We start from the raw sequence: 24,444 nt of genomic DNA on the forward strand, positions 1-24,444 counted from the left end.
CAGCCATGACGGCGACGACACGGCAGGAGACACCGGTAGCGATCCAAGGCGGCGGAGTCGAACTCCGTACGCAGGAGGTCGGCGGGGACCTGTCCGTCGCTTTCGTGCGGCTTCCCCAGGGCGCCGACCTCCGGCCGGCGGTGAAGGGCCTGCCCGACGATCTCTGCCCGTGCCCTCACTGGGGGTACATGCTCAAGGGCCGTCTGAAGATGGTGACCAAGGACGGTGAAGAGGTCTACGAGGCCGGACAGGCGTTCTACTGGCCGGCCGGGCACGCGCCGGTAGCGCTCGAGGACTGCGAGTACGTGGACTTCTCCCCCACGGACGCCTTCACGTCCGTCATCGATCACATCACGTCGCAGGGTTGACCGGGTTCCCTTCGCGGCCTCGTCGCCCCCGTGCTGCCCAGGCCCGGGCGTGGAGGAGGATCGAGCCGTCCACCGCCCGCGGCAGCGCCGCACGGAGCTGCTCGCGGAGTTCCGCACGGTGGCCCTCGGGAAGGCCTGCCAGGTAGGCGGGGGCCGGCCCCTGACCTCCCAGGAACGGTGTCCAGTAGTCGTCGAAGTCCGCGAACCGGGTCGGTACCCGGATCTCGTCGACCTCCACGTCCTGGAGTCCCGCTCCGGCCAGGAGTTCGCCCAGCGGGCTGCGGGCGCACAGGGGGAACCTGACGGCCTCGTCCAGTGGCTTTGCCTGCCGGTCCAGGGTGACCGCGGCATCCCAGAAGGCGCGGATGGCCTCCATCCCGCCCTCTCCGTAGTCCCATACGTACACTCCGACCTGTCCCCCGGGGACGACGACCCTCGTCATCTCGGCGACCGCCCGTGCCGGGTGCGGGACGAAGTTGAGTACGAGGCCGCTCACCGCGACCGATGCCGTGGAGTCCGCGAACGGCAGCTGCATCGCATCCGCCAGAACGAATTGCGCCCGCCGGTCGGCGATGTGCCCGCGGGCGTAGTCCACGTAGCCCTGCGAGGGGTCGGCGCCGATCACGCCCACCGGGTCGGCGACCTCCAGGACCGCCCCGGTCACCGCCCCCGTGCCGCAACCGATGTCCCGCCAGGTCCCTCCCGCCGTGGCGCCCATCCACCGAACGAACCGGATGGCGACCAAGCGGCTCCATCGGCCGACATACGGCTCATACGCCTCACCAGTCGCCCACATCGGCCCACACCTCTCTCGGTACGCCTGCCCCCTGGAGATGATGCTGCGTCAAGGGCACTGGGGACGGGACCACCACACCGCCGGGGTGAAGTGCCCCGCGCCACCGGAGTGGGATGACGTGTCAGGGAAGGTCGGGGGCCTCCGCCGCCCAAAGGACCCGCCGGAGGTGGGCCTCCGCCGGCCCGCACACGTTACGAGTGCGGCCGAGCGACCGCGACGAGTCCAACAGGGAACACGGGAACGCCCTTCATCGAAAGGCGCCAGCTTCTCTATGGCCGGTTCCACGTCCAGTCCGAGCACTATCCCTGGTTTCGGCGCGTCCTCGCCCGAACGAGAACGGTCAGCTGGAGCGGTACCGAACCGAGGTCCACGCCCACTCGCAAGGCATGGCCGCTGCCCGGATGGGACTCGAAGTGGGACGGCCCGGTCTCCGTCCATCAAGACGGCTCCGTACTCGCCATGCGCGTAATGACCTGAACCTGCCGGGGAGAGGGTGATGGTGTCGCGCCCGGGTGCACTCGGGCGCGACACCATCCAACGTCGCCCGTGTGAGTGAGAGCGCAAGGGCTCCGATCCGGAAGAGTGCCGGCAGCTTACGAGGCCCGGCTATCAGGCGTCCCGTCGCTCCTCGTGCCCGGCCAGCTGCACTCGCAGCCGTTCCGCCTCGGCCTCGGCCCGGCGCAGTCGTCGCTCCAAGACAGCGCGAGCCGGCGGCAGAAGTTCGGGCTCCGGCGCCTCATTCCGTGGAATGAGCCAGCCCACGCGCTGATACGCGACAATCGCGCGAGAGTGGGGACACGTATGGCAAGATCGTTCCGGCCTCGGACGCGGCCAGCCTGCCTCCAGCATCCGGCGGGTGTGCTCACGTTGGTGTTCGGATTGAAGCATCGGGTCTGAATCCCAGACCTGCTCGAATTCCTCGATCATCTGTTTCACCCTTGTGGCCTCGGCCAAGCGAGGCCCATCATCGGGTTTCCAGTCGAGGGTTGGCGCTACGACCTCTTCGACGTGTCCGCAGGCCAGCGTCACCTTCCAGAAGGCCGACGTGTGTGCTTCATCGTGGCGGATCACGGCCCAGACGTCGTCATCAGCCCATTCGGGTGGCTCCACAGGGTCCGCAGGAAAGCTCACCTCTTACCGGTCTCCCCACTCAATGATGTCGCAGTAGGAGGCATCAGCTGAATCATCGTGCTGGCAGTACACCTGTCCCGGCGGCAATGCTTCACCATCCCCGAGGCCACGCCACTGCCTCTCGCTCGGCGGGGTGGAGTCGTCCGGTGTCAGCAGCTCCTTGATGCAAGCGCAATCCAGCTGAACCCGCCATCGGTAGTACCGGTCCGGGTCCGGTGCGAAGAACGGCCACAGCACTGGAGGAACCCCCCTGCGGCGATCGGAATTGAATTTCTCGTACTCGCGCAGGACCTCCGTGCGCCGCTTCGCTCGGCCGGGAAGTCGGCGCGCTACAGCGGGTGGGCGCGCAGCTACGTCAGGCTCGGCCACGTTCCAGATCCTCTCGACCAGCGACACTGCCGCCGATGCTAGGAACCTTGAGATCGGACTGCTGCGGAAATAGCGCTCCCTTCCCCCTGAAGGGAGGGGAGGAAGTTGCCGCCGCCTGGCTCCAGACCCTCGTCATCGAGTGGACGACTACACCCGTGTCGCCGGCGGGTAGGGCCAGACGCCGCCTCAGGGACGTCGGGCTACACGTGGCAGAGAGACCGCCACGGGGCGCCGACCAGGCCCCTGCGCCAGCAGCATGCGCGACCGCCGACGGGTGCGCCTGCGTGAGCAGCCCAAGGGGCCGATGCTGACCGTTTGCTGACCAAAGCCCCGTCGCCGCGCCGCTGACCTGCGGAAACGTTCAGATGTCAGATGTAGGACTTGAACATGGTGCGCAGCAATGTGAGCTCCTAGAAGACGGCTCCCTGCCAGCTTTATGCAGGTCAAGGGCGCTCTGCACTCTACACCGGCAGGCCTTGGGCCGAAGATGACGAGGAAAATCGATTGCCGCTGAAGTGGGGCGCCTGGCCTGCGCTTCCGCGGGAGCCGGGCTGTCGTCACGCTGCCGGGCAGGCGCCGCACCGGACGGTCGCTCCGCAATGAGGGAGGATCGATGCCGACCAGATGCTGACTTTCCTGACGCCATATCACGCAGATCGCGGTCGGCCCGCTGGCTCCTCGAGGTTCAGTCCGACGACGCTTCGGCCGCGCGGCGGTACTCGGCGTTGATGCGCTGGGCCTCTTCGAGCTGGTCCTCGAGGATGATGATGCGGCAGGCGGCCTCGATGGGGGTGCCCTGGTCGACGAGCTCCCGCGCCCGGGCGGCGATGCGCAGCTGGTAGCGGGAGTAGCGGCGGTGCCCGCCCTCGGAGCGGAGCGGGGTGATCAGGCGCGCCTCGCCGATCGCGCGGAGGAAGGCCTGGGTGGTACCGAGCATGGCGGCTGCTCGGCCCATGGTGTAGGCGGGGTAGTCGTCGTCGTCGAGACGATCGTCGAACGATTCGTGTGCTGTCATCTGCACCTCTCTCACGGAACGCGTTGAGGGGCCCTGGCGCCGTACGGCACCAGGGCCCCGAAGGAACTACTACACCATCTGTCGGCCCTGATAATGCGCCGACCCTGTGTTTCCGCCGTCCCGGCCCAGAGGCTGCCGGGAGTGCGGGGACCGCGGTTGCTTGACCGGAGACCACCTCACTATCGATGTCCTGCGGTTCCCGGACTCGGTCGCTCGGCCCGGGCGATCCTGATGGCGCTCGGTTCCTCCGTTTCTTCCCTCGGTGATCAACTACGGGTACTCCCGGGGCGTGCGCCCGCAGCCGACGCCTTCACCCGGGTACTGCTCTCTGAACCTCACTGCTGTGTACTGCCGAGCCGCACCTGCGGCTGTCGGCGGCTCCTGATCACTGCCAGCCGCCCGGTGCGGTGGTCAGCCCCGTCGCCGTCCTACGCTCAACCTGGCTTCGGAACTCCACCACCGCACCGTCCTACGGAGTGCAACTTCTGGTACAGCCTCCTGGCAGTTCGTCTCTGCCAGGCCCTACGGACTGTCTGGGCTACGAGAGAAACCATAACCCCCACGCCACGGAAAATCTAGCTCAGCCGCGATAGGTTTTCGTCTCTGTCAGAAGGAGGCTGGGGCTTCGCGGCCGACGATGGTGTCCGCATAGCCAAGGCGCGGTCCGGGCGGGACGGGCCCCGACCGGCAGGCCACGTGGCGAGAGGGCCCGACCGGCAGACGCCGTTCGGGCCCTCTCGATTCGCATGCCGGCCCCCGCCGGACGGTGTCCGTCAGGCGTTCGCCCGGACATCGAACAGCTCGGAAGCCTGCGGAATCGGACTCGGCCCCGTGGGCTCGGCGGCCACAGGGGCGGTACGGCACGTGAACCCGAGCCGGGTCATGGCCCGCAGCACGTCACCGGCGCTGAAGTCGCGGGGGTCCTGGCCGGTGACGATCCGACCGACCTGCTTGGCGGGGTAGGTGCGGCGGCCGATGGTCACCGACTCGCCGGTGACCTGCTCGGGCTTGACGTCCTTCATCGACTCAAGGACACCGATCTTGGTCAGGTCGAACGGGAAACGTGCGATGACACAGCGCATGAGGGCCTCCACGGGAGGGGGAAGGGATGCTGGTGGCGTGGTGCGGTGGTTCAGCGCGCGAGGGCGAGGAGGCCCACAGCGGTGCCCTCCTCGTCGACAACGGGAACTGCGTCGAGCCTGCGGTGAAGCATGGCCCGCTCTGCGTCGGCCATCGTGGTCATGGGCGAGGGAAACGGCCCGAGGTCGCCCAGGACGTCGCGCAGTCGGGCCCCATCGGTGTAGGCCGGGCCAACGCGGACGGCGGTGAGCCGGGCGTGGCTGACCAGCCCGGTGCACAGGCCGTGCTCGTCACTGACGAGCAGGCGGTCGGCGCGGGCGCCAGCCATGACGGCCAGGGCCACTTCGACCGTCATGTCGTCACAGACCTGTGGACCGGTCACTTCCATCGCGTCGTCCACCGTCCGGCGCGCAGGGCTGGGGTCGTTGGACCCGCGGGGCTGCATCCGGGCCAGCGCCACAAGGTTCCTCCTGCAGAGATGGGCCAGTTGTCTGATCATGTGACTCTCGGGCTGCCGGGTCGAATCCGGGGCGCGGCGGGAACGGTAGTTCGTACGCGTGCGGTTCATTCAGAACCTTGCCTGGTGCAGCACGTGTCATGGAATTACCGCGATCAAGAGCAGGGCAGGGAATAACGAGAACGGGCCGAGCGAAATAATGAGGCTGCACTAACTCGCAAAATGCTGCTGCGCGGGAGCCGAGACGGCGGCATGAGGGGAGCTTGAAGCTAGAATTCCTGGCGGTCTCGGGGAGGCGCCGACTGTGCACCGTATGCCCCTGCGGGCCGGATCGGCATGTGAAATGCGTGCAGCTGGGGCCGGCACCTCGAAGGATGCGGGCCCCAGCTGCGAAACGCGGGTAAGCGTCAGGCGGGAACGATGTTCTCCGCCGTCGGGCCCTTCTGGCCCTGCGCGATGTCAAAGGTGACCTTCTGGCCTTCCTGAAGCTCGCGGAAGCCCTGCGCGGCGATGTTCGAGTAGTGGGCGAACACGTCAGCGCCACCACCGTCCTGTTCGATGAAGCCGAAGCCCTTTTCGGCGTTGAACCACTTCACGGTACCAGCAGCCATATTCTTCTCCTTTGGGGCAGTACGCCGACGTCCGCACTGTACGGATGCCGTGTCGCCGCGATGATGCCCTGCCGGAAAAATCGGAAACGTGAAGCGCTTTTCGGGTACCAAAACTGCAACTGGATCGACAGTAGCATGCTGGACAGGTTTTTGTGCGGAGAATTTCCCCAGCGCGTTCCGGGGTAGGAATTCTTCCCGGGACAACCAGAAAAATCTGCGGCGGCGGGCATAGATATTGAACCCTTCCCGGTGGAGTGTGCTGCGGCGAGCTCGCCTGCTCGCTCCCAGGCGGAAACTCCCGGCCGCGACGGGATTCCGGCCCCGTACCGTCCGTCGTCGACGCCGCGCCGGCGCAGGACGTCATCCACACTCACGTGCCACCGACGCGACCTGTTCGGTAATTGTCGGCCCAGCGGACGAATTCTCCGGGGGTGGCGTGGACGGACCCGTCTCCGTACTGCTTCCAGGGGGAGGAATTGGGAGTGAAGGAGCCGTCCTTCTCGTCGTACGACACGGCCTTGCCGGCAACGTCCACCGCCGGGGATGCCGCTGGTGTGACGCATCAGGTCGCCCAGCGTGACGTCCCGCGTCCAGGAGGGCGGGTTGTCGAGGAACCCGGACAGGGGGTCACTCAGCGCAAGCTGGTGCCGCCCGGCCAGCAAGAGGACGGCGTCTGTCGCGGTCGTCGCCGGTGGCGTGTGCCGACGGGATGGCGACACCGGCCAGTACCACCGCGACCATGGCACCCCCCGCGGTGCACCACGACAGCATCCGGTTCACGCTCACCACCCTCTTCAAGGAGCGATCTCGAACTTCGGGGGCTTGAGGTCCTTGAGGCAGGCGGTGTCCGGGGCGGTCGGGGTGTCGAAGAAGGAGGCGGTGATGGCCTGGGCGCACTTCGAGGTGGCGAAGACCACATGGGGCTCGTAGGGAATCGTGACGACGGTGGCCCGGGGCAGGGTGCGGGCCACGTACGGCCCGTTGTCCGCCGCTGTCTGGGCGTCCCACCCGCCCGAGATGGCGAGGGTGGGGATGTCGCTCTTCGTGACGTCGCGGATGGAGGGGGGCGCCGCCGGGATGTCCCAGACCTCGCAGTCCTCGCGGAGGAAGCCGAGCAGCGGTGCCTGGGCATGTATCGAACCGGGGAACGACGGGTAGGTCTGCCGGCCGGCCCGGAGGGCTTCGGCCTGTGTCTCGTACGGGGTCCACTCGCTGCAGAAGACGCCGTAGACGAGCCCGTGGGACAGCCGGCCGATGGCCTGGGGGTTGTACTTGCCGCCCGCCCACTGTTCGGCGATCCGCTGGGGTTTGCCGTTGGCCAGTTCGTCGAGGGCCCTGGGAATCTGGGGTGCCACATGGGTGGCGGCGGTCATCCAGTTCAGCAAGGCTGCACCGTCCAGGACCACCTTCGCCTGCTTTCCGCTGTCGGGGAGCGTGACGGTGGTGGTGACGGGCTTGGCTTCGAGGTCGCGGACGAGGCGTTCGAAGGTGGCCGGCAGGTTCGGGTAGCGGCGGTTGCAGTCGGGCTGCTCCGCGCAGGCCTTGAACACGCCGTCGAACCCCTGCTTGGCGGCCTTCCATGTCACGGCCGACCCTCCGGTGGACGGCGGCAGGATGCCGTCGATGCCGACCGACCGGATTCCTTCGGGGTGCAGGCGCATGTAGACGAGTGCGAGCTGGGTGCCGTAGGAGATGCCGTATACGTTCCACTCCTTCAAACCCAGTGTGGTGCGCAGGTCCGCGAGATCGGCGGCGCTCTCGATGTCGTTGTAGGCGCTGAGGTCGGCTCCGGTCGCCGCCAGTTTGTCGCGGCAGGCCTTTGTGGCCGCGATGTGCTCGCGTTCGGTGGCCGGTGCGCCGGAGACCAGGCCGGTCGCGCGGGCGTTGAATTCGTCGATGTTGCGGCAGGTGAGGGCCGGGTCGGCCGAGTACGTGCCGCGCTGGGACATGAAGATCACGTCGCGGTCGCGGTTCAGGCCGCCGTCGATCGCCATCTTGGCCTCCCCGACCGCGTCGTCGCCGGGCCCGCCGGCCAGCCACACGATGGGGTCGGGTTTCGGTTCGGCGGCCTTGGCCGCCACGATCGCAACGCCGAGCTCGATCTTCCGGCCGTCCGGCTTCGTGCGGTTCTCCGGCACGGTGAGCGTTCCGCAGCGGGCCCCTTCGAGTTCGGCGATCGGGTCTGCCGTCTTCGGGCACGGGCCCGGCTCGTAACTGGCGTTGCCCACGGTGCGGGCGACCGTGCCGGTGTCTCCTGGGGGCGTGTCCTCCTGCGCGCTCACCGGCACCGCGATCAGACCGGTGAGGAGCAAACCGGTCGCCGCCGCGGCCGGCCCGGTGCGCAGGCCTCGTATGTGTGACCGTGCCATCATTCCTCCCCGTCACTTCGGGGTGACCATGGGGGTGACCGTGAACGGTTGCCAGCTCAGACCCGCCACGCAGCCGGTGTCGGGTGCGTTCGGGCGGGTGAGGAAGGACGCCAGCACCTTCTGGGCGCAGGGCGACTGCGGGACCACCCAGTGCCCGATCCCGGGCACCCGGACGGTGGTCGAGCGGGACAGCGTACGGGCCGTCTTCGGCGCCCAACTGGCCCCGGTCTTCATGTCGAACGTCCCGTTGACGAAGAGGACCGGCACCGGGCTGACGGTGGGCACCCGCATCGCGGCGGTGCGGTCCGGGACGTTCCAGATACGGCATACCGTGTCCTGGAAGGGCAGTTGAGGTGCCTGGGCCTGGACCGATTGCGGCCATTGGGGGAACGCTTCGCGGCCCGCTTTCAGCACATCGGACGGCGGGTGGTCCGGTGTCCATTCGCTGCACACCACCGACTGCGTCAGACCGTGGGCGGTCTGGCCGATCGACTCGATCGAACCGGCGGCGCGGGCCTTGGCGAAGCGCTCGGGGTTTCCGCGGCCGAGTTCGTCGATGGCCGCCGGGACCTCGGCGAACGGGATCGCCTTGGCGACCAGCAGGTTCAGCAGGGCGCCGCCGTCGAGGACGACCTTCACCGGGTCTCCGCCCTGCGGCGGCCGGGCGTTCAGCGTGAGCGGCCGGGCCTCCAGTGTGCGCATCTGCTCGTTCAGGGTGCGTTCGAGGTCCGGGTAGCGGCTCTTGCAGGCGGGCTCGGCGGCGCAGGCCTTGAAGAGGTGGTCGAGCCCCTCCCGGGCGTTGGCCCAGGCGAACGGCAGGGAGACGTACGGTGCGGGGGCGGCCGAGTCGAGCGCCACCGCGCGGATCCCCTCGGGGTGCAGGCGCAGGTAGGTCAGGGCCAGGTTGCTGCCGTAGGAGTGGCCGTAGACGTTCCACTGCCTGATGCCCAGTGCCGTGCGCAGGTCGGCGAAGTCGGCTGCGTTCTCGGTGCTGTTGTAGGCGCTCAGGTCGGTCCCGTCGGCGGTCAGGCGGTCCCGGCACTGCTTGACCGCGTCGAGCATGAGCCGTTCCGTCTGCGGTGCGTACGAGGGGAGCCCCACGGACCGGGCGTAGAAGCGGTCCAGCTCCGGGCAGGCGAGGTTGGGTTTGTCGTGGAGATTGCCGCGCTGGGCCATGACGATCAGTTCGCGGTCCCGGTTCAGGCCGGAGGAGACCAGGAACGGGATGTCGTCGAAGACCTCGCCACCGGGGCCGCCCGCCATGAACACCACGGGGTCCTGGGCGGGCTTCGCCGAGGCGGGCGGGATGACCGCCACCGCCAGGCTGATGGTCCGGCCGCCGGGACGGGCACGGTTCTCGGGAACCTCCAGGACACCGCACCGGGCGGTGGCCAGTGCTGCGATCGGTTCGGGTGTCCTGGGGCAGGGGCCCGGCACGAAGCGACCGGTGCTTTCAGTGTGCGGTGGTGCGGCGCCGGCCGGCGCCGGGCCGAGGGCTGCCAGCAGGGCCACAGCGGCCGATGCCGCGGCGGTGTGGGCGGAACGCACACCATCAACGCTACCGAGTGGTCCGCAGACCCGCCTCGCCGGCGACACCGGCCGGCCGGCGTCCTGCCGCTGCCGACCGCCCCCGGAGGTTGGAAGATGAAGTATGAGCGATTTCCCCGCTCAGGACACCGCCCGGGGCATCAGGAGCACGTCCGCCCGGCCCTCCGGGGGGAGGGCGCGGCGGCGTCCGCAGCGGCTGTCGGCCCTGCTGAGCGTGCGCAGTGTGGCCGGTGAGGTGTTCCTTCTGCAGCTGGCCGTCGTGGTGCTGCTGGTCGTCGCCGCGGTGGTGGCGCTGGTGGTGCAGGCCCGGAGTGCGAGCATGCTGGACGCCCGGCACCGTACGCTCGCCGCCGCCGGTACGTTCGCGGAATCGCCGGGGATCATTCCGGCCCTGCACAGCCGCGATCCGAGCGCGGTGCTCCAGCCGAGCGCGGAGGCGGCCCGGAAGATCGCCGGGGTGGACGGCATCAACGTGTACACGCTCAACGGGGTCACCCTCACCCACAGCGACCCGGAGCGGATCGGGAAGCACGTCGTCGGCCCGTTCGCCCGGGCGGCGGCCGGCAAGTCCTTCACCGAGACCTTCGAGGGGTCCCTGGGGCGGTCCGTGGTCTCGGTGGTCCCCGTCAAGGACCGCGACGGCTCCGTCCTCGCCGTGGTCGCCTCCCCGGTCACGGTCCAGAACGTCCAGAGCGTGGTGAACCGGCAGCTGCCGGTCGTCCTCGGCAGTGCCGCCGCGGTGCTCGCCCTGTCCGCCGGCGGAACGGCCCTGGTCAGCCGCCGGCTGCTGCGCCGGACCCACGGTCTGGGGCCGGCCGAGATGACGCGGATGTACGAGCACCACGACGCGGTGCTGCACGCCGTACGGGAGGGCGTGCTGATCGTCGGCGACGGCGGCCGGCTGCTGCTGGCCAATGACGAGGCGCGGCGGCTGCTGGATCTGCCCGGGGACGCGGAAGGACTCCCCGTCACGGACCTGGGCCTGGAGGAGGGCATCGCCGAGCCGATCGCCTCGGGCCGTTCCGCGAGCGACGAGCTGCACATGGCAGGCGATCGGCTGCTGGCGGTGAACATCCGGCCCACCGCCCCCTACGGGCGGGCCGGGACCGTCGTCACGCTGCGCGACACCACCGAGCTGCGGGCGCTGTCCGGCCGGGCCGAGGTGGCCCGCGAGCGGCTGAAGCTGCTCTACGACGCGGGGGTGCGCGTCGGAACGACCCTGGACGTGGAGCGCACGGCCGGGGAGCTGGCGGAGGTGGTGGTCCCCCGGTTCGCCGACATCGCCACGGTCGATCTGCTGGACCCCGTACTGCGCGGCGAGGAGCCTCCCGAGCCGGGCACCGAGATGCGCCGCACCGCCGCCGTCGGCCTTCGGGGCGACCCCGGTCTCTACACCGTCGGCGAGCTGATCCGGTTCGTCCCCAACAGCCCCATGGCGCTCGGGGTGGCCGGCGGCCGTGCGGTCCTGGAGACGGACCTCACCGCCACCCACGACTGGCGGGCCCAGGACCCGGTCCGTGCCCGGCTCATGCTGGACCACGGCCTCCACTCGTTCATCGCCGTCCCCCTGCGGGCCCGCGGCGTGCTGCTGGGGATGGCCGGCTACTGGCGGGTACAGCCCTCGCCGCCGTTCGACGAGGAGGACGTGTCCTTCGCCGAGGAGCTGACCGCCCGGGCCGCGCTGTCCATCGACAACGCCCGCCGCTTCACCCGCGAGCACACGATGGCCGTCACCCTGCAGCGGAGCCTGCTGCCCCGCGGCGTACCGGACCAGTCCGCCGTCGAGGTCGCCCACCGCTATCTGCCCGCGCGGGCCGGGGTGGGCGGCGACTGGTTCGATGTCATCCCGCTGCCCGGCGCCCGGGTGGCCCTGGTGGTCGGCGATGTCGTCGGACACGGTCTGCACGCCGCCGCCACCATGGGCCGGCTGCGCACCGCCGTGCACAATTTCTCCACGCTCGACCTGCCGCCGGACGAGCTGCTGAGCCATCTGGACGAGCTGGTCGCCCATATCGACGCGGACGAGGGCACCGGCGGCCAGGAGTGGCAGGGGATCTCCGGGGCCACCTGCCTGTGCGCCGTCTACGATTCCGTCTCCGGTCAGGTGACCGCCGCCACCGCAGGCCACCCGGGCCCGGTGGTCGTCGGCCCCGACGGCACCGTGTCCTTCCCCGAGCTGCCGGTTTCGCCACCGCTCGGCCTGGGCGCGGGGATGCCCATGGAGACGGCGGTGCTGACCCTGGCCGAGGGCACCCGGCTGGCGCTCTTCACCGACGGGCTGATCGAGAGCCGCGAGCGGGATCTCGATGCGGGCCTGGCGGCGCTGGGCGCCGCACTGGGCGGGCCCGCCCGTACGCCGGAGGAGACCTGCGCGGCGGTGATCGACACGATGCTGCCCACCGGGCACAACGACGACATCGCCCTGCTGGTGGCCCGTACGCGCCTGCTGGACCCGGCGCGGATCGCCGAGTGGGACGTGCCCTCCGACCCGGCGGCGGTGTCCCCGGTGCGCAACGCCTGCGCCCGCCGGCTGGCGGACTGGGGCCTGGAGGACATCGCCTTCACCACGGAGCTCATCCTGAGCGAACTGCTGACCAACGCGGTCCGCTACGGGTCCGAGCCCATCCGGGTGAGGCTGCTGTACGACCGCAGCCTGATCTGCGAGGTCTCCGACGGGTCCAGCACCTCCCCGCACCCGCGCCGGGCCGAGGCCACCGACGAGGGAGGACGCGGCCTGTTCCTGGTCGCGCAGTTCGCCGAGCGCTGGGGCACCCGCTACACCGCACGCGGCAAGATCATCTGGAGCGAGCAGGCCCTCCAGCCCCCGGTCGCCCCGGCCGGGGAGGACCTGGGGGCGGCGCTCCTCGCCGCATGGGACGACGAGGGGTTCTGAGACGGCGCCGGGGCCTGCTGGGACTGCGCGGTCGAGGCTGCCGCACGTACGCTGGGCTCGATCGGTATATCTCCGACATGTTCGCCCGTGATGGAGACCTTGTGCCCGCACCCCGTCTCCGGACAGCCGCCGTCGCCGCCTGCCTGGCCCTCGCGGCGGCGCCCCTCGGTGCCTGCGGAGACAAGCCCGCCGCCGCACCCAGGGCGCCCGCGGTGGCCACCTCCGCCGCGGACGCGGGCGGCATGGCGGCACTGACGGCGGCGGCGCAGAAGGAAGGGGCGCTGAACACGATCGCGCTCCCGCGGGACTGGGCCAATTACGGCGCGCTGATCGACGGCTTCGAGAAGAAGTACGGCATCAAGGTCTCGGTGGAGAACCCGGAGGGCACCAGCCAGGACGAGATCGACGCCCTGAAGGAGCACCGGCGCGACGGCCGCGCGCCCGACGTGATCGACGTGGGCGGCTCGTTCGCGCAGCCCGCGGCGCGCCAGGGCCTGCTCGCCCCGTACGAGGTCGCCGCCTTCGACCGGATCCCCGAGCAGCAGAAGGACAAGCGGGCCCACTGGTACAACAACTACGGCGGGTACATCTCGATCGGCTGTGACGCCAAACGCGTCAAGAACTGCCCCGCGACCTTCGCCGATCTGCGCAAGCCCGAGTACAAGGGCCAGGTCTCGCTCAATGGGAACCCCACCGACTCCGGCTCGGCGTTCGCCGGCGTGTATGCGGCGGCCCTGGCGAACGGGGGCTCCTTCGACAACATCCAGCCGGGCATCGACTTCTTCGCCGAGCTCCGCAGGAACGGCAACTTCATCCCGGTCGAATCCACCCCGGCCACGATCGAGAAGGGGCAGACCCCGATCAGCATCGACTGGGACTTCCTCAACCTCGGTTACGCCGAGGAGTTCCGGAAGAAGGGTGCGGACGTCGACTGGCGGACCGCCATCCCCTTCGACGGCAGCTTCGCCCAGTACTACGCGCACGCGGTGAACAAGGACGCCCCGCATCCGGCGGCGGCCCGCCTGTGGCAGGAGTACGTCTTCAGTCCGGAGGGCCAGAACATCCGGCTCGGCGCCTATGCGCGCCCCGTCCTCATGGAGGCCATGAAGGAGGACGGCACGCTCGACGAGGCCGCCGCCGCGAAACTGCCGACGGTCGAGGGCACACCCGCGTTTCCGACGGAAGCACAGCAGAGGAAGGCGAAGGAGACCGTCAACCGCGGCTGGGCCGAGGCCGTCCCGGGCTGAGCCGGGCCATGCCGACCCGTGCCGAGCCATGCCGGGCCGGGCCGCGCCGGGGCTCGGAGGTCATCCCGTCCTGTCGACCTGCCGGAAACCTCCACAACGTGCAGGTCATCGCGCCGCGTCCCCTTCACGGCTCCCCGATTCCCCGACCGGACCCCCGGCTCCGCTGGGGGATTTGTCCCGCTATTGACCCCTGACGCCGCGAGCCGCCCGGATCTGTTACCCGATCTCGCGGAGACCCTGTCGGCATTCGGTGAAATTAGCTGCACGCCCGCCGTCCCGCGTGCACAACCGCCGGTAAAACGGCGTCAACACAATTGGCCGGGCCACCCGTTCGCATGCTTTCATCGTGCCCGCTGCGGCAGCTTCCCCCCACATTCCCCCCAACTCCCCCCATGAAATGAAGGGTGCGCAACATGCGTGACAACCTCGAGACCCGCGAGATCGCCGACACCGAGCTGGACGCCGTGTCCGGTGGCGTCGTCAGCATCTCCGGCGGCCTCGCCGGTGCCGTGACCAGCGACGTCACCGGCATCCTGGGCACCGTCGGCTCCCTGCAGACGGTCCAGGGCGTCCAGGGCCTCGCCGCCAACGTCCCCGGCCTGGCCTCGGGCATCACCGGTGTTTCGGTCAACACCGCCGCCCTGACCGGCTTCGCCGGTATCTGAGTGGAACAACCGTGAACCCCGGGACGCGGGCTTTTCCCGTCCCGGGGTTCACGGCCGCCCCTGCACCAAGGAATGATCCGTGCAGTTCCGCCAAAAGGCTCTGGTCAAGCTGGAGTCTCCCGAAGAACTCGATGTGCCGGTGCGCTTCGCGCGCGCCCAGGGCCGTCTCGTCCTGGCCGTCACGGCCGTCGTGATGGCAGCCGCGACCGTCTGGGCCCTCACCGGCACGGTGTCCGCCACCCTGGGCGTGCCCGGCATCCTCACCCGCGCCGAGGGCAGCTACCTGCTGCAGAGCCCGGTCGCCGGACAGGTGACCGCCCTCCTCGTCGAGGAGGGCCGCCCGGTGTCCCCCGGTACCCCCCTCCTCACCGTCCGTACCGCCCAGGGCGAACAGCCCGTGCGCGCGGTGGCCGGCGGCCGGGTGGCCACTCTGGTCGCCCGGGTGGGCTCGGTCGTCACGGCCGGCGCGGACGTGGCGGTCGTGGAGCGCGTCACGGATCCCGACGAGCCGCTGGTGGCCGTGCTGTACGCGACGGGCGGCAGCGCCGCGGAGGTCCGGGTGGGCGCCTCCGTCGACCTGAGCCTCGCGACCGTGCCCCGGGAGCGGTTCGGGGTGCTGCACGGCCGGATCAAGGCGGTGGGCCGGGCACCCCAGACGCAGGCGCAGATCGCCGGCTTCCTCGGCGACAACGGGCTCGCCGCGCAGTTCTCGCGGCAGGGAAACCCGGTTGCGGTGCTCGTGCAGCTGGAGTCCGCCACCGGCACCGAGTCCGGGTACGCATGGTCCTCCGCGGGCGGGCCTCCGTACGCCATCGAGTCCGGGACTCCGGTCACCGGCGCCGTACGCCTCTCCGCCCAGCGCCCCGTCGACTGGCTGCTCCCGTGACCGCGCCCCACGCCGCCGGGGGCCGGCGCCGCGCCGCCCGCCGGCCCGCCGCTCCCCGGGGCCCGAGACCGCGTACCGTCCGCACCCCCACCGTGCTCCAGATGGAGGCGGTGGAATGCGGGGCCGCGGCCCTGGCCATGGTGCTCGGCCACTACGCCCGCTTCGTCCCGCTGGAGGAGCTGCGGATCGCCTGCGGCGTCTCCAGGGACGGCTCGCGGGCGAGCAACCTCCTCAAGGCGGCGCGCGGTTACGGCCTCCAGGCCAAGGGCATGCAGATGGACCTGGCCGCGCTGGCCGAGGTCCCCGCCCCGGCCATCCTGTTCTGGGAGTTCAACCACTACGTCGTCTACGAGGGCATGGGCCGGCGCTTCGGCCGCCGGGGCGTGTACGTCAACGACCCCGGCAAGGGCCGCCGGTTCGTGCCCATGGACGAGTTCGACACCGCCTTCACCGGCATCGTGCTCACCTTCGAACCCGGCGCCGGGTTCCGCCGCAGCGGCCGGAAGCCGGGCGTGCTGGGCGCCGTACCGGGCCGGCTGCGCGGCACCTCGGGCACCATGGCCGTCGCCGTGGTCTCCAGCCTGCTGCTGGTGGCCGTCGGTGCGACGGTGCCCGCGCTGAGCCGGACGTACATCGACATGTTCCTGATCGGGGAACAGACCTCCCTGCTGGGCGTGCTCTTCGCGTCGATGGCCACCGCCCTGGTGCTCACCGCCACCCTCACCTGGCTGCAGCAGGCCAATCTGCTGCGCGGGCGGATCGTCTCCTCCACCCTCGGCAGCGCCCGCTTCCTGCGGCACCTGCTCCGGCTGCCGGTCAGTTTCTACGCCCAGCGCAATCCGGCCGATCTGGTGCAGCGGCTGCGGTCGAACGACGCGGTCGCCGAGACCCTCGCCCGCGATCTGACCGCCGCGGGCGTGGATGCCGTGGTGGTGCTGCTCTACGCGGTGCTGCTGTGGACCTACGATCCGCAGCTCACCCTCGTCGGCGTGGCCGTGGCCCTGCTCAACGTGGTGGCCATGCGGATCGCGATCAGGGTGCGGGCCACCGGCACCCGCAAGCTGCGCGCCGAGAGCGCCCGGCTGACCAACACCTCCTACAGCGGGCTGACGCTCATCGAGACCATGAAGGCCACCGGCGGGGAGAACGGGTTCTTCCGCCGGTGGGCCGGACAGCACGCGGTCACCCTGGACGTGCAGCAGCGGCTCGGCGTGCCCAGTGCCTGGCTGGCGGTGGTCGCGCCCACGCTCGCCGCCTTCAACAGTGCGCTGATCCTGATGATCGGCGGCCTGCGGGCGGTGGAGGGGCACCTTTCCGTCGGTCTCCTGGTCGCCTTCCAGGCCCTGGTCACCAGCTTCACCGCGCCGATCAGCCGGCTCAACGGAGTCGCCGGCCGGATCCAGGACTTCGCGGCCGACATCGCCCGGCTCAAGGACGTCGAGAACTTCCCCGTCGACCCCGTCCATGCGCGCCGCGAGCCCGCCGCCGGCACCCGCCGGCTCACCGGCCATCTGGAGCTGGACGGCATCACCTTCGGCTACAGCCCCCTGGACGCCCCGCTGCTCCGGGACTTCTCGCTCACCGTCGGCCCCGGACAGCAGGTCGCGCTGGTCGGCGGCTCCGGCAGCGGCAAGTCCACCGTCTCCCGGCTGATCGCCGGGCTCTACACCCCCTGGGAGGGCGCCATCCGCATCGACGGGATGCGGCTGGCGGACATTCCGCGCGGTGCGCTGGCCGCCTCCGTCTCCTTCGTGGACCAGGACGTGTTCCTGTTCGAGGGCACGGTCCGCGACAACGTGGCGCTGTGGGACCCCTCGGTCCCGGACGAGGCCGTCCTCGCGGCGCTCGAGGACGCCGCCGTCCTCGATGTGGTGGCCGGCCGGCCCGGGGGCATCCACAGCCGGGTCGAGCAGGACGGCCGGAACTTCTCCGGCGGTCAGCGCCAGCGCCTGGAGATCGCCCGGGCGCTGGTGCGCAATCCCGGGGTCCTCGTGCTCGACGAGGTCACCAGCGCCCTGGACGCGGTGACCGAGCGGCTGGTCATCGACAACCTGCGCCGCCGCGGCTGCGCCTGCGTGGTCATCGCGCACCGGCTCAGCACGGTGCGCGACAGCGACGAGATCCTCGTGCTGGACCGGGGCACGGTCGTGGAGCGCGGTCCGCACGAGTACCTGGTGGCCGCCGGCGGCCGGTACGCCCAACTGGTCAGGGAGCACTGACGTGAACACGGTCGGCACCACGGGCACCGGGGTGGTGTCCCCGGACCCGGTCGTCGCGGCCCTGGGCGGGTTGGGCGCACCGGTGGACTGCACCGGTCTGCGCAGCATCTCCCTGGAGGGCCCGTCCGTCCTGTGGCTCCTGGTCCGGGGCGAGCTGGACCTGTTCGCCGTGGCCACGGCGCAGCTGGGGAACTGGCACTTCCTGGGCCGGCTGGAGGCGGGGACGCTGCTCCTGGGCCCGGCCGAGGGCCCCGGGCACACCCTGGTGGGCCGGCCGTCGCGGGAGTGCCTGCTGCGCCGTATCGAGCTGCGGGAGTCTGCGGGTCCGTGGCACCCGGGGCAGTGGTACGCCGACCAGGGCGGGTACGGCGTCGGCGACGGGTACCTGAGCCCGCTGGACGCGGCCTTCGCGCGCGGCGTGGGCCGCGGCCTGCGGGTGCTGTACGAGGCGCCGCTCGGCGGCGACCCCGGACAGGGCGGGCACGGCGGGGGCGGCGGGGCCGATGAGGACATCATGTGGATGCAGATCGCCCCCGGCAGCGTGCAGTACGGGGCCGCGTACGAGGCGGCGATGGCCGACGCCCTGCTGGTCGACCCGGCGATGTGGCAGGGCATGGTCGAGCAGCAGTACCGGCTGCGGCTGGCCCTGGACCGCTGGATCGAGCAGCGCGAACGCGCCCACGAGGACCGTACGGCCGCCGGTGTCGAGGCCGGCCGGGCCGCCCGTACCGAGGCGAACCGGGTGCTGGCGGCCTCCCTCGGCCGCTCGGCCGCACCTGCCGCGCGCGGCGGCGCGAGCGCCGACGCGACCCTCGCCGTGTGCCGCCTGGTCGCCGCCGAAACGGGCATCGCCTTGGACGCGGCGGCCGGGGCGGGAGCCGGCTCCGAGCGGACGGACCCCGTCGAGCGCATCGCGCTCGCCGCACGCTTCCGCACCCGCCCGGTCGGTCTCGTCGGGCGCTGGTGGCGGGAGAACAGCGGGCCCCTGGTGGGCCGGCGCGCTGCGGACGGGGCGCCGGTCGCCCTGCTCTGGCGGCGCGGCGGCTATGTGGCGGTCGACCCGGCCAGCGGCCAACGCGAGCGGATTGGCGAGCGCGGCAACGGCGGCAAGGGTGGCAAGGGCGACCCGGCCGGTTTCGAACCGCGGGCCGTGATGTTCTACCGCCCGCTGCCCGACGGCCCGCTGGGCCTGCTCGCACTGCTGCGGTTCAGTGTCCGGGGCACCCGCGCGGAACTGCGGAGCCTCCTGCCGGCCGCGCTGGTCGCGATGGTCCTGGGCGCGCTGGTGCCGGTGGCCACCGGCAAGGTGCTCGGCCGGTACGTGCCGCAGGCGGAGTCCGGCCTGATCGTGCAGACCACGGTCGCGCTGCTGGCGGCCGGTGTGCTCTCGGCGGTCTTCATGCTCTGGCAGAACGTCTCGCTGCTGCGTATGGAGGGCCGGATCGAGGCCACCCTGCAGCCCGCGGTGTGGGACCGGCTGCTGAGGCTGCCGACGACCTTCTTCACCGGCGACTCGGGCCGCGCCGGCCAGTCGACGGGGGAGCTGGCCAATGCCGCCATGGGCATCAGCACCATCCGCCGCACCCTGTCCGGCATCGGAGCGGTCTGCATCCAGGCGAGCACCGTGGGGACCATGAACCTGGTGCTGCTGTTCGTCTACAACGCGCAGCTGGCGCTGGCGGCGGTGGGCATGCTGTTCCTCGTCGCGGTGGTCTTCCTGGGGCTGGGGCTGTGGCAGCTGCGCTACCAGCGCCGGCTGGTCAGGCTGGACAACCGGCTCGACAACCAGGCCTTCCAGACCCTGCGCGGGCTGCCGAAGCTGCGGGTGGCGGCGGCTGAGAGCTTCGCCTACGCCGCCTGGGCGCGGGAGTTCGCCCGGACCCGGACCCTGCACCAGCGCGCCGGCCGGATCCAGAACCTCGTCACGGTGCTCAACGCGGTCTGCCTTCCGCTGTGCACGCTGGTGATGTTCATGCTGCTGGCCGGGCCGGCCCGCGGCACCATGTCCGCCGCGGCGTTCCTGACGTTCAGCACCGCCGTGACGCTCCTGCTGTCCTCGGTCACCCAGGTGACGGGCGCGCTGCTGTCGGCGGCGGCCGTGCTGCCCGTGTTCGAGGAGGTCGCGCCGATCCTGCGGGCGACGCCCGAGGTGCGCGGCGCCGCTGCCGCCCCCGGCGTGCTGGGCGGAGCCGTCGAGGCCCGGCAGCTGTCGTACCGCTATGCCGAGGACGGCCCGCTGGTTCTCGACGAGGTGGATCTCCGGGTCCGGCCGGGTGAGTTCGTGGCGATCGTCGGGGCCAGCGGCTGCGGGAAGTCGACCCTGCTGCGGCTGCTGATCGGCTTCGACAGGCCGACCACCGGCAGTGTGCGGTACGACGGCCAGGACCTGGCGGGGCTGGACCAGGCGGCCGTGCGCCGGCAGTGCGGGGTGGTCCTCCAGCACGCCCGGCCGTTCACCGGCTCGATCCTGGACTGCATCCGGGGCGCCGATTCGTTCTCCCTGGAGGAGGTGTGGGAGGCCGTGGCGATGGCGGGCCTGGCCGAGGACATCAAGGCCATGCCCATGGGCCTGCACACCATGCTGTCCGATGGCGGGGGCACCGTCTCGGGCGGCCAGCGCCAGCGCCTCATGATCGCCCAGGCCCTGGTCCGCCGGCCCCGGGTGCTCTTCTTCGACGAGGCCACCAGTGCACTGGACAACGAGGCCCAGCGGGTGGTGATCGAGTCGACCCGGGCCCTGCGCGCCACCCGCATCGTGATCGCGCACCGGCTGTCCACGATCATGGACGCCGACCGGGTGATCGCCATGGCGGACGGGCGCATCGTCCAGCAGGGTCCGCCCGCCGAGCTGCTCGCCGACACCTCGGGGCTGTTCCACGGCCTGGTCCGCCGCCAGCTGAGCTGAGCCGAAGCGCTGGGCTGCGTGGCGCTGAGCCGAGCCGCCGGGTCAGCCGACCCGGTCGTCCGGCGCCACCCGGTGGGCCTCCAGGCCGGGGGTGGCCAGCAGCTCGGCGACCAGCTCCGCGGAGCCGCCGACGTACGTACTCACCAGGTCGACATCGCCGCCCACGCACCAGGTGCGGTCCTGCGGCCACCAGAGGTCGGGGAGCTCGGTGAACTCGTCCACGAGCTGCGGGGAGAGGGCATCGGCCAGCGGTCCGGACAGCAGCAGTTCCTCGCGGCCGGGGGTGGGGAAGGTGGGCAGCCCGGACCAGTCCCGGCGGCCGTACCCCTCCCACAGGCCGTACCGGCACTGCTCCGGGGTGTCCGTGTGGCGGGCCAGAACGGGGATCAGGACCCGGGCGACCCCGGCGGGGGTAGGGCCTTCGGCCGGGTGCTCGTCCCAGACGCCGGGCAGACCGTACTCCTGCTCGTTCTGGTAGTACCGGTCCGCGCCGATCACCTCGTACCAGTCGGTGAGCGGGCCGACCCGGCGGCCGTAGGCGGCGGCGACGGTGTCCCAGCGGACCGGCCGCTCGTCGAGGGAGGCGGGGTGCAGCAGCCGTGCGTACGCCGCGAAGCCGGGCGCGGCGATGCCGGCCACGGTGCCGAAGTCGCCGTGGCCGGGACGGCGCTCGGTCAGCCAGTGCGCCGGCCCGAGATCCGCCGTCTCGACCCGGAGCCGTCCGTACCGGTCGGGGAAGGAGTCCACGCGCACAGTGTGCCGGACGGTGTCCGGAACGCCGAAGGGCGGCGGTGGGACCTGCGTCCCACCGCCGCCCTTCCGGAACGGATCGGAGCGATCAGACCGCCGGGATCGGGTAGGTCGGGTACTCCACCCCGGAGACGTGCTGGACGACCCGGATGACCTGGCACGAGTAGCCGAACTCGTTGTCGTACCAGAGGTAGAGGATCGCGTTGTCGCCGTCGACCTTGGTGGCACCGGCGTCCACGATCGAGGCGTGGCGCGAGCCGACGAAGTCCATGGAGACGGCGTCGGGGGCGGTGGTGAAGTCGATCTGGCGCTTCAGCGGCGAGTGCAGCGAGACGTCGCGGAGGTAGTCGAGGACCTCTTCGCGGGTGGTCTCGCGGCCCAGGCGCAGGCTCAGGATCGCGATCGAGACGTCCGGGACCGGGACGCGGATGGAGCTGCCGGTGATCGGCGCCTTGAGCTCGGGCAGGGCCTTGGCGACGGCGGAGGCGGCACCGGTCTCGGTGATGACCATGTTCAGCGGCGCGGAGCGGCCACGGCGGTCGGCCTTGTGGTAGTTGTCCAGCAGGTTCTGGTCGTTGGTGAACGAGTGGACGGTCTCCACGTGGCCGCGCAGCACGCCGTACTCGTCGTCCATCGCCTTCAGCGGCGGGACGATCGCGTTCGTGGTGCAGGAGGCGCAGGACAGGATGCGCTCGTCCGGCTTCACGGTGTCGTGGTTGACGCCGTGCACGATGTTCGGGACGTCGCCCTTGCCGGGGGCGGTGAGGACGACCTTGTCGATGCCGGGGCGCAGGTGCTTGGAGAGCCCCTCGCGGTCGCGCCACTTGCCCGTGTTGTCGATGAGGATGGCGTCCTTGATGCCGTACGCCGTGTAGTCGACCTCGGAGGGGTCGTTGGCGTAGATCACCTTGATCGCGTTGCCGTTGGCGATGATCGTGCTGTTCGCCTCGTCCACGGTGATGGTGCCCTGGAACTGGCCGTGGATGGAGTCGCGGCGCAGCAGCGAGGCGCGCTTGACGAGATCCTGGTCACCGCCGCCGCGGACGACGATGGCACGCAGCCGCAGACCGTTGCCGGAGCCGGCCTTCTCGATCAGCAGGCGGGCGACGAGGCGGCCGATGCGGCCGAAGCCGTAGAGGACGACGTCGCGGCCCTGGCGGCACTCGATCTTGTTGGCACCGGTGGCGCCGGCGACGGCCTCGGCGGTGAACTGCTCGACCGTAAGACCGCGGTCATCGGTCTTGTAGTTCGCGGCGAGCATGCCGATGTCGATCTGGGAGGGACCGAGGTCCAGCGCGGTGAGGGCCTGCAGGAACGGCAGGGTCTCGGTGACCGAGAGCTCCTCGCCGTCGATCTGGCGGGCGAACCGGTGGGTTTTGAGAATGCTCACCACGGATTTGTTCACCAGGGAGCGGCTGTGCAGCAGGACCGTGACGTCCCGCTCCCGGTGAAGCTTCCCGATGATCGGGATCATCGACTCCGCGATCTCCTCGCGGTTCTTCCAGTTGGTGAACGAGTCGTCATTGACAGTCACAGGTTTATCTTTCGAGCTAGGCGGCGCTCATATGCTAACCCCTCGGTCCTTTGATCTTTCAAGCGGTACCCGTCTCCCGAACCCGCCGAGAAGCGTCCGGCGGCCTAGGCTGGTGGGAGAGCCCGGATTCGAGAAGGGCAGTGTCATGACCACCACAGCGAACCGTGCGGAGATCGAAGCCGACATCAAGGAGACCCTGGGTCTGGTGCCCCACTTCTTCTCCTCCATCCCGACGGAGCTGCTCGGGCCCGAGTGGGAGATCTTCAAGCGGATCGAGCTCGGGGAAACCCTGATCCCGAACAAGTACAAGGAGCTCATCGGGGTGGGGCTGCACGCCGAGACCAAGTGCCGGTACTGCAGCCTGTTCCACACCGAGGCCGCAAAGCTCTTCGGGGCCACCGACGAAGAAGTCCAGGAAGCCGTCCACTACGCCAAGGCCAGCCTCGGCTGGAGTGCCTACATCAACGGCATGCAGGAGGACTACGACCAGTTCGCCAAGGAGCTGGACCAGGTCACCGCATACGTCCGCGCCAAGGCCGCGTGATGGAGCTGGAGCGGATCCGGCCCACGGTGCTGCGGGGGACCTTCCACGCGTACGAACTGGCCGCGCTGACGGCGGCGGCCCGGTACGTGGTCGAGTCCGCACCCGCCGACGTTCCGGCGGAATCGCTGGACCAGCTCGAGCAGCTGCTCACGGAGTACGACCGGCAGGTGCGGAAGCTGGCCGGCCGGCAGCCGTGACCTCTTCCCCGGCCATCCGTCAGGTCATACGATTCATGCCACAACCGAATGGCTGCACGACTGGGGGAAGCCGGTGGGAATCCGGCGCTGACCTGCAACCGTGAGCGGCGCGCTGCGCCGTGAGTCGGAGAACCCAGCGCGCGGCTCGTACCGCTTCCCCTGTCATGGTCTGCAGCACGAAGCCTTGAACCTCCGGCGCGCCGGCCGGTCCTGCCCGCCTCCCCCCACGGGGCGGCGGGGCGGGCCGTGGTGCGCCCGGTGGCGGTCGGGGCGCCGGCGCACGACCCCGACACGGCACTCCTGCCAGAAAGGCACTTCATGCGCCAGACCGTCGCCCGCCGAGCCGTCGTCACCGCCGCCGCTCTCGGGCTCGTCCTCGCCACCGCGCCGGCCGCCGCCCAGGCCACGACCGCGAAGCCGAACACCAACCGGCCGGTCCGGGTCACCCTCACCGTGCAGGGCCCGGAGGGCCAGCTGTTCAAGGGGAAGATCACGACCAAGGGCCACGAGGTCACCACCGCCACCGGCGGCACCCACACGTGCGACGGCACCAACGGCGGCGCGAACCCGACCGCCGTTCCCACCCCGACCGCCGCCCTCGACGACGCGGCGCGCAGAAACTACTTCGACTGGGACGGCACCTGGTACGCGTCCTTCGACGACTTCTCCGTCGACACCATCAAGCAGGTCAACGGCGGCGGTTCGGCCTACTGGAGCATCTCCGTCAACGGCACCCCGACCCCGGTCGGCGGCTGCCAGTTCAAGCTCAACGCCGGCGACCAGGTGGCGTTCACCTGGACCGCCTTCTAAGCGAGACGGCTTCGGGGCCGTATCGCTCGTGGCGGGTACGGCAGAGCGCG

The 24,444-nt window shown here is 70.7% G+C and carries 21 protein-coding genes and 1 riboswitch; of the genes, 10 read left to right on the plus strand and 11 right to left on the minus strand.

Annotated elements, in window-relative coordinates; translation table 11 throughout:
* Positions 1–5: 5 nt before the first annotated feature.
* On the plus strand, positions 6–368 hold the full coding sequence (locus tag DEJ50_RS04085) for a cupin domain-containing protein (protein ID WP_150206048.1): 363 nt from the start codon (positions 6–8) through the stop codon (positions 366–368).
* On the opposite strand, the gene DEJ50_RS04090 is transcribed toward DEJ50_RS04085, so the two are convergent.
* The 9 genes from DEJ50_RS04090 to DEJ50_RS04130 all read right to left on the minus strand — a co-directional run bounded on the left by DEJ50_RS04090 (position 352) and on the right by DEJ50_RS04130 (position 9,744).
* The gene (locus DEJ50_RS04090; RefSeq protein WP_317852518.1) at positions 352–1,086 is read right to left on the minus strand and encodes a class I SAM-dependent methyltransferase; all 735 of its coding nucleotides are present in this window, start codon (positions 1,084–1,086) and stop codon (positions 352–354) included. The genes DEJ50_RS04085 and DEJ50_RS04090 overlap by 17 nt on opposite strands.
* Positions 1,087–1,773: 687 nt before the next feature.
* Positions 1,774–2,295 carry a hypothetical protein gene (locus DEJ50_RS04095; protein WP_150206052.1) on the minus strand — a complete coding sequence of 174 codons (522 nt, stop codon included), beginning with the start codon at positions 2,293–2,295 and terminating at the stop codon, positions 1,774–1,776.
* 1,054 nt (positions 2,296–3,349) lie between these two features.
* Positions 3,350–3,679, minus strand: coding sequence for a MerR family transcriptional regulator (locus tag DEJ50_RS04100; protein ID WP_150206054.1), 330 nt, complete (start codon positions 3,677–3,679; stop codon positions 3,350–3,352).
* A 773-nt stretch (positions 3,680–4,452) separates the two neighbouring features.
* The gene (locus DEJ50_RS04105; RefSeq protein ID WP_150206055.1) at positions 4,453–4,761 is read right to left on the minus strand and encodes an SCO5918 family protein; all 309 of its coding nucleotides are present in this window, start codon (positions 4,759–4,761) and stop codon (positions 4,453–4,455) included.
* A gap of 50 nt (positions 4,762–4,811) precedes the next feature.
* Positions 4,812–5,219, minus strand: a complete 408-nt coding sequence (locus DEJ50_RS04110; RefSeq protein WP_150206057.1) for a CBS domain-containing protein — start codon at positions 5,217–5,219, stop codon at positions 4,812–4,814.
* A 404-nt stretch (positions 5,220–5,623) separates the two neighbouring features.
* Positions 5,624–5,827: a cold-shock protein gene (locus DEJ50_RS04115; RefSeq protein ID WP_055611897.1), complete on the minus strand. Its 204-nt coding sequence runs from the start codon at positions 5,825–5,827 to the stop codon at positions 5,624–5,626.
* Entirely contained in the window at positions 5,809–6,573 is a 765-nt protein-coding gene (locus DEJ50_RS35555; RefSeq protein ID WP_150206058.1) for a serine hydrolase, read from the minus strand. Before DEJ50_RS35555 ends, DEJ50_RS04115 begins: the two co-directional genes overlap by 19 nt.
* Positions 6,574–6,621: 48 nt before the next feature.
* Positions 6,622–8,199 carry an alpha/beta fold hydrolase gene (locus DEJ50_RS04125; protein WP_223837583.1) on the minus strand — a complete coding sequence of 526 codons (1,578 nt, stop codon included), beginning with the start codon at positions 8,197–8,199 and terminating at the stop codon, positions 6,622–6,624.
* Between the two features lie 9 nt (positions 8,200–8,208).
* Positions 8,209–9,744 carry an alpha/beta fold hydrolase gene (locus DEJ50_RS04130; RefSeq protein WP_317852519.1) on the minus strand — a complete coding sequence of 512 codons (1,536 nt, stop codon included), beginning with the start codon at positions 9,742–9,744 and terminating at the stop codon, positions 8,209–8,211.
* A gap of 103 nt (positions 9,745–9,847) precedes the next feature.
* Between DEJ50_RS04130 and DEJ50_RS04135 the strand changes: the two genes are divergently transcribed.
* The 6 genes from DEJ50_RS04135 (at position 9,848) to DEJ50_RS04160 (ending at position 20,559) form a co-directional block, all read left to right on the plus strand.
* Positions 9,848–12,637: a SpoIIE family protein phosphatase gene (locus tag DEJ50_RS04135; RefSeq protein WP_150206062.1), complete on the plus strand. Its 2,790-nt coding sequence runs from the start codon at positions 9,848–9,850 to the stop codon at positions 12,635–12,637.
* Positions 12,638–12,714: 77 nt separating this feature from the next.
* Positions 12,715–13,884: an ABC transporter substrate-binding protein gene (locus DEJ50_RS04140; protein ID WP_150206063.1), complete on the plus strand. Its 1,170-nt coding sequence runs from the start codon at positions 12,715–12,717 to the stop codon at positions 13,882–13,884.
* Positions 13,885–14,297: 413 nt separating this feature from the next.
* Positions 14,298–14,549 (plus strand): hypothetical protein, encoded by a 252-nt coding sequence (locus DEJ50_RS04145; protein WP_150206065.1) that lies wholly within the window; start codon positions 14,298–14,300, stop codon positions 14,547–14,549.
* Between the two features lie 79 nt (positions 14,550–14,628).
* Positions 14,629–15,435: an HlyD family efflux transporter periplasmic adaptor subunit gene (locus DEJ50_RS04150; RefSeq protein WP_150206067.1), complete on the plus strand. Its 807-nt coding sequence runs from the start codon at positions 14,629–14,631 to the stop codon at positions 15,433–15,435.
* Between the two features lie 101 nt (positions 15,436–15,536).
* Complete coding sequence (locus DEJ50_RS04155; RefSeq protein WP_411757669.1) at positions 15,537–17,654, plus strand: NHLP family bacteriocin export ABC transporter peptidase/permease/ATPase subunit; 2,118 nt, start codon at positions 15,537–15,539, stop codon at positions 17,652–17,654.
* Between the two features lies 1 nt (position 17,655).
* A complete protein-coding gene (locus DEJ50_RS04160) occupies positions 17,656–20,559 on the plus strand; it encodes an NHLP bacteriocin export ABC transporter permease/ATPase subunit (RefSeq protein ID WP_150206069.1) in 2,904 nt (967 codons plus the stop codon).
* Positions 20,560–20,601: 42 nt separating this feature from the next.
* On the opposite strand, the gene DEJ50_RS04165 is transcribed toward DEJ50_RS04160, so the two are convergent.
* Together DEJ50_RS04165 and DEJ50_RS04170 are read right to left on the minus strand one after the other, a co-directional pair.
* The gene (locus DEJ50_RS04165; protein WP_223837585.1) at positions 20,602–21,306 is read right to left on the minus strand and encodes a hypothetical protein; all 705 of its coding nucleotides are present in this window, start codon (positions 21,304–21,306) and stop codon (positions 20,602–20,604) included.
* Positions 21,307–21,397: 91 nt separating this feature from the next.
* Positions 21,398–22,843, minus strand: a complete 1,446-nt coding sequence (locus tag DEJ50_RS04170) for a glyceraldehyde-3-phosphate dehydrogenase (RefSeq protein ID WP_150206072.1) — start codon at positions 22,841–22,843, stop codon at positions 21,398–21,400.
* Positions 22,844–22,988: 145 nt separating this feature from the next.
* On the opposite strand from DEJ50_RS04170, the gene DEJ50_RS33790 reads away from it, so the two are divergent.
* From DEJ50_RS33790 to DEJ50_RS04185, 3 genes are all read left to right on the plus strand, one after another.
* Complete coding sequence (locus DEJ50_RS33790) at positions 22,989–23,387, plus strand: carboxymuconolactone decarboxylase family protein (protein WP_190344272.1); 399 nt, start codon at positions 22,989–22,991, stop codon at positions 23,385–23,387.
* A complete protein-coding gene (locus DEJ50_RS04180) occupies positions 23,384–23,584 on the plus strand; it encodes a hypothetical protein (protein WP_190344274.1) in 201 nt (66 codons plus the stop codon). The genes DEJ50_RS33790 and DEJ50_RS04180 overlap by 4 nt, the downstream gene beginning before the upstream one ends.
* A 63-nt stretch (positions 23,585–23,647) precedes the next feature.
* A riboswitch (cobalamin riboswitch) is annotated at positions 23,648–23,719 on the plus strand.
* 183 nt (positions 23,720–23,902) lie between these two features.
* Entirely contained in the window at positions 23,903–24,394 is a 492-nt protein-coding gene (locus DEJ50_RS04185; RefSeq protein WP_150206077.1) for a DUF4430 domain-containing protein, read from the plus strand.
* The last annotated feature ends 50 nt before the right edge of the window (positions 24,395–24,444 follow it).

Origin of the sequence: Streptomyces venezuelae, from assembly GCF_008642295.1 — a bacterium.
GTDB classification, from domain to species: domain Bacteria; phylum Actinomycetota; class Actinomycetes; order Streptomycetales; family Streptomycetaceae; genus Streptomyces; species Streptomyces venezuelae_C.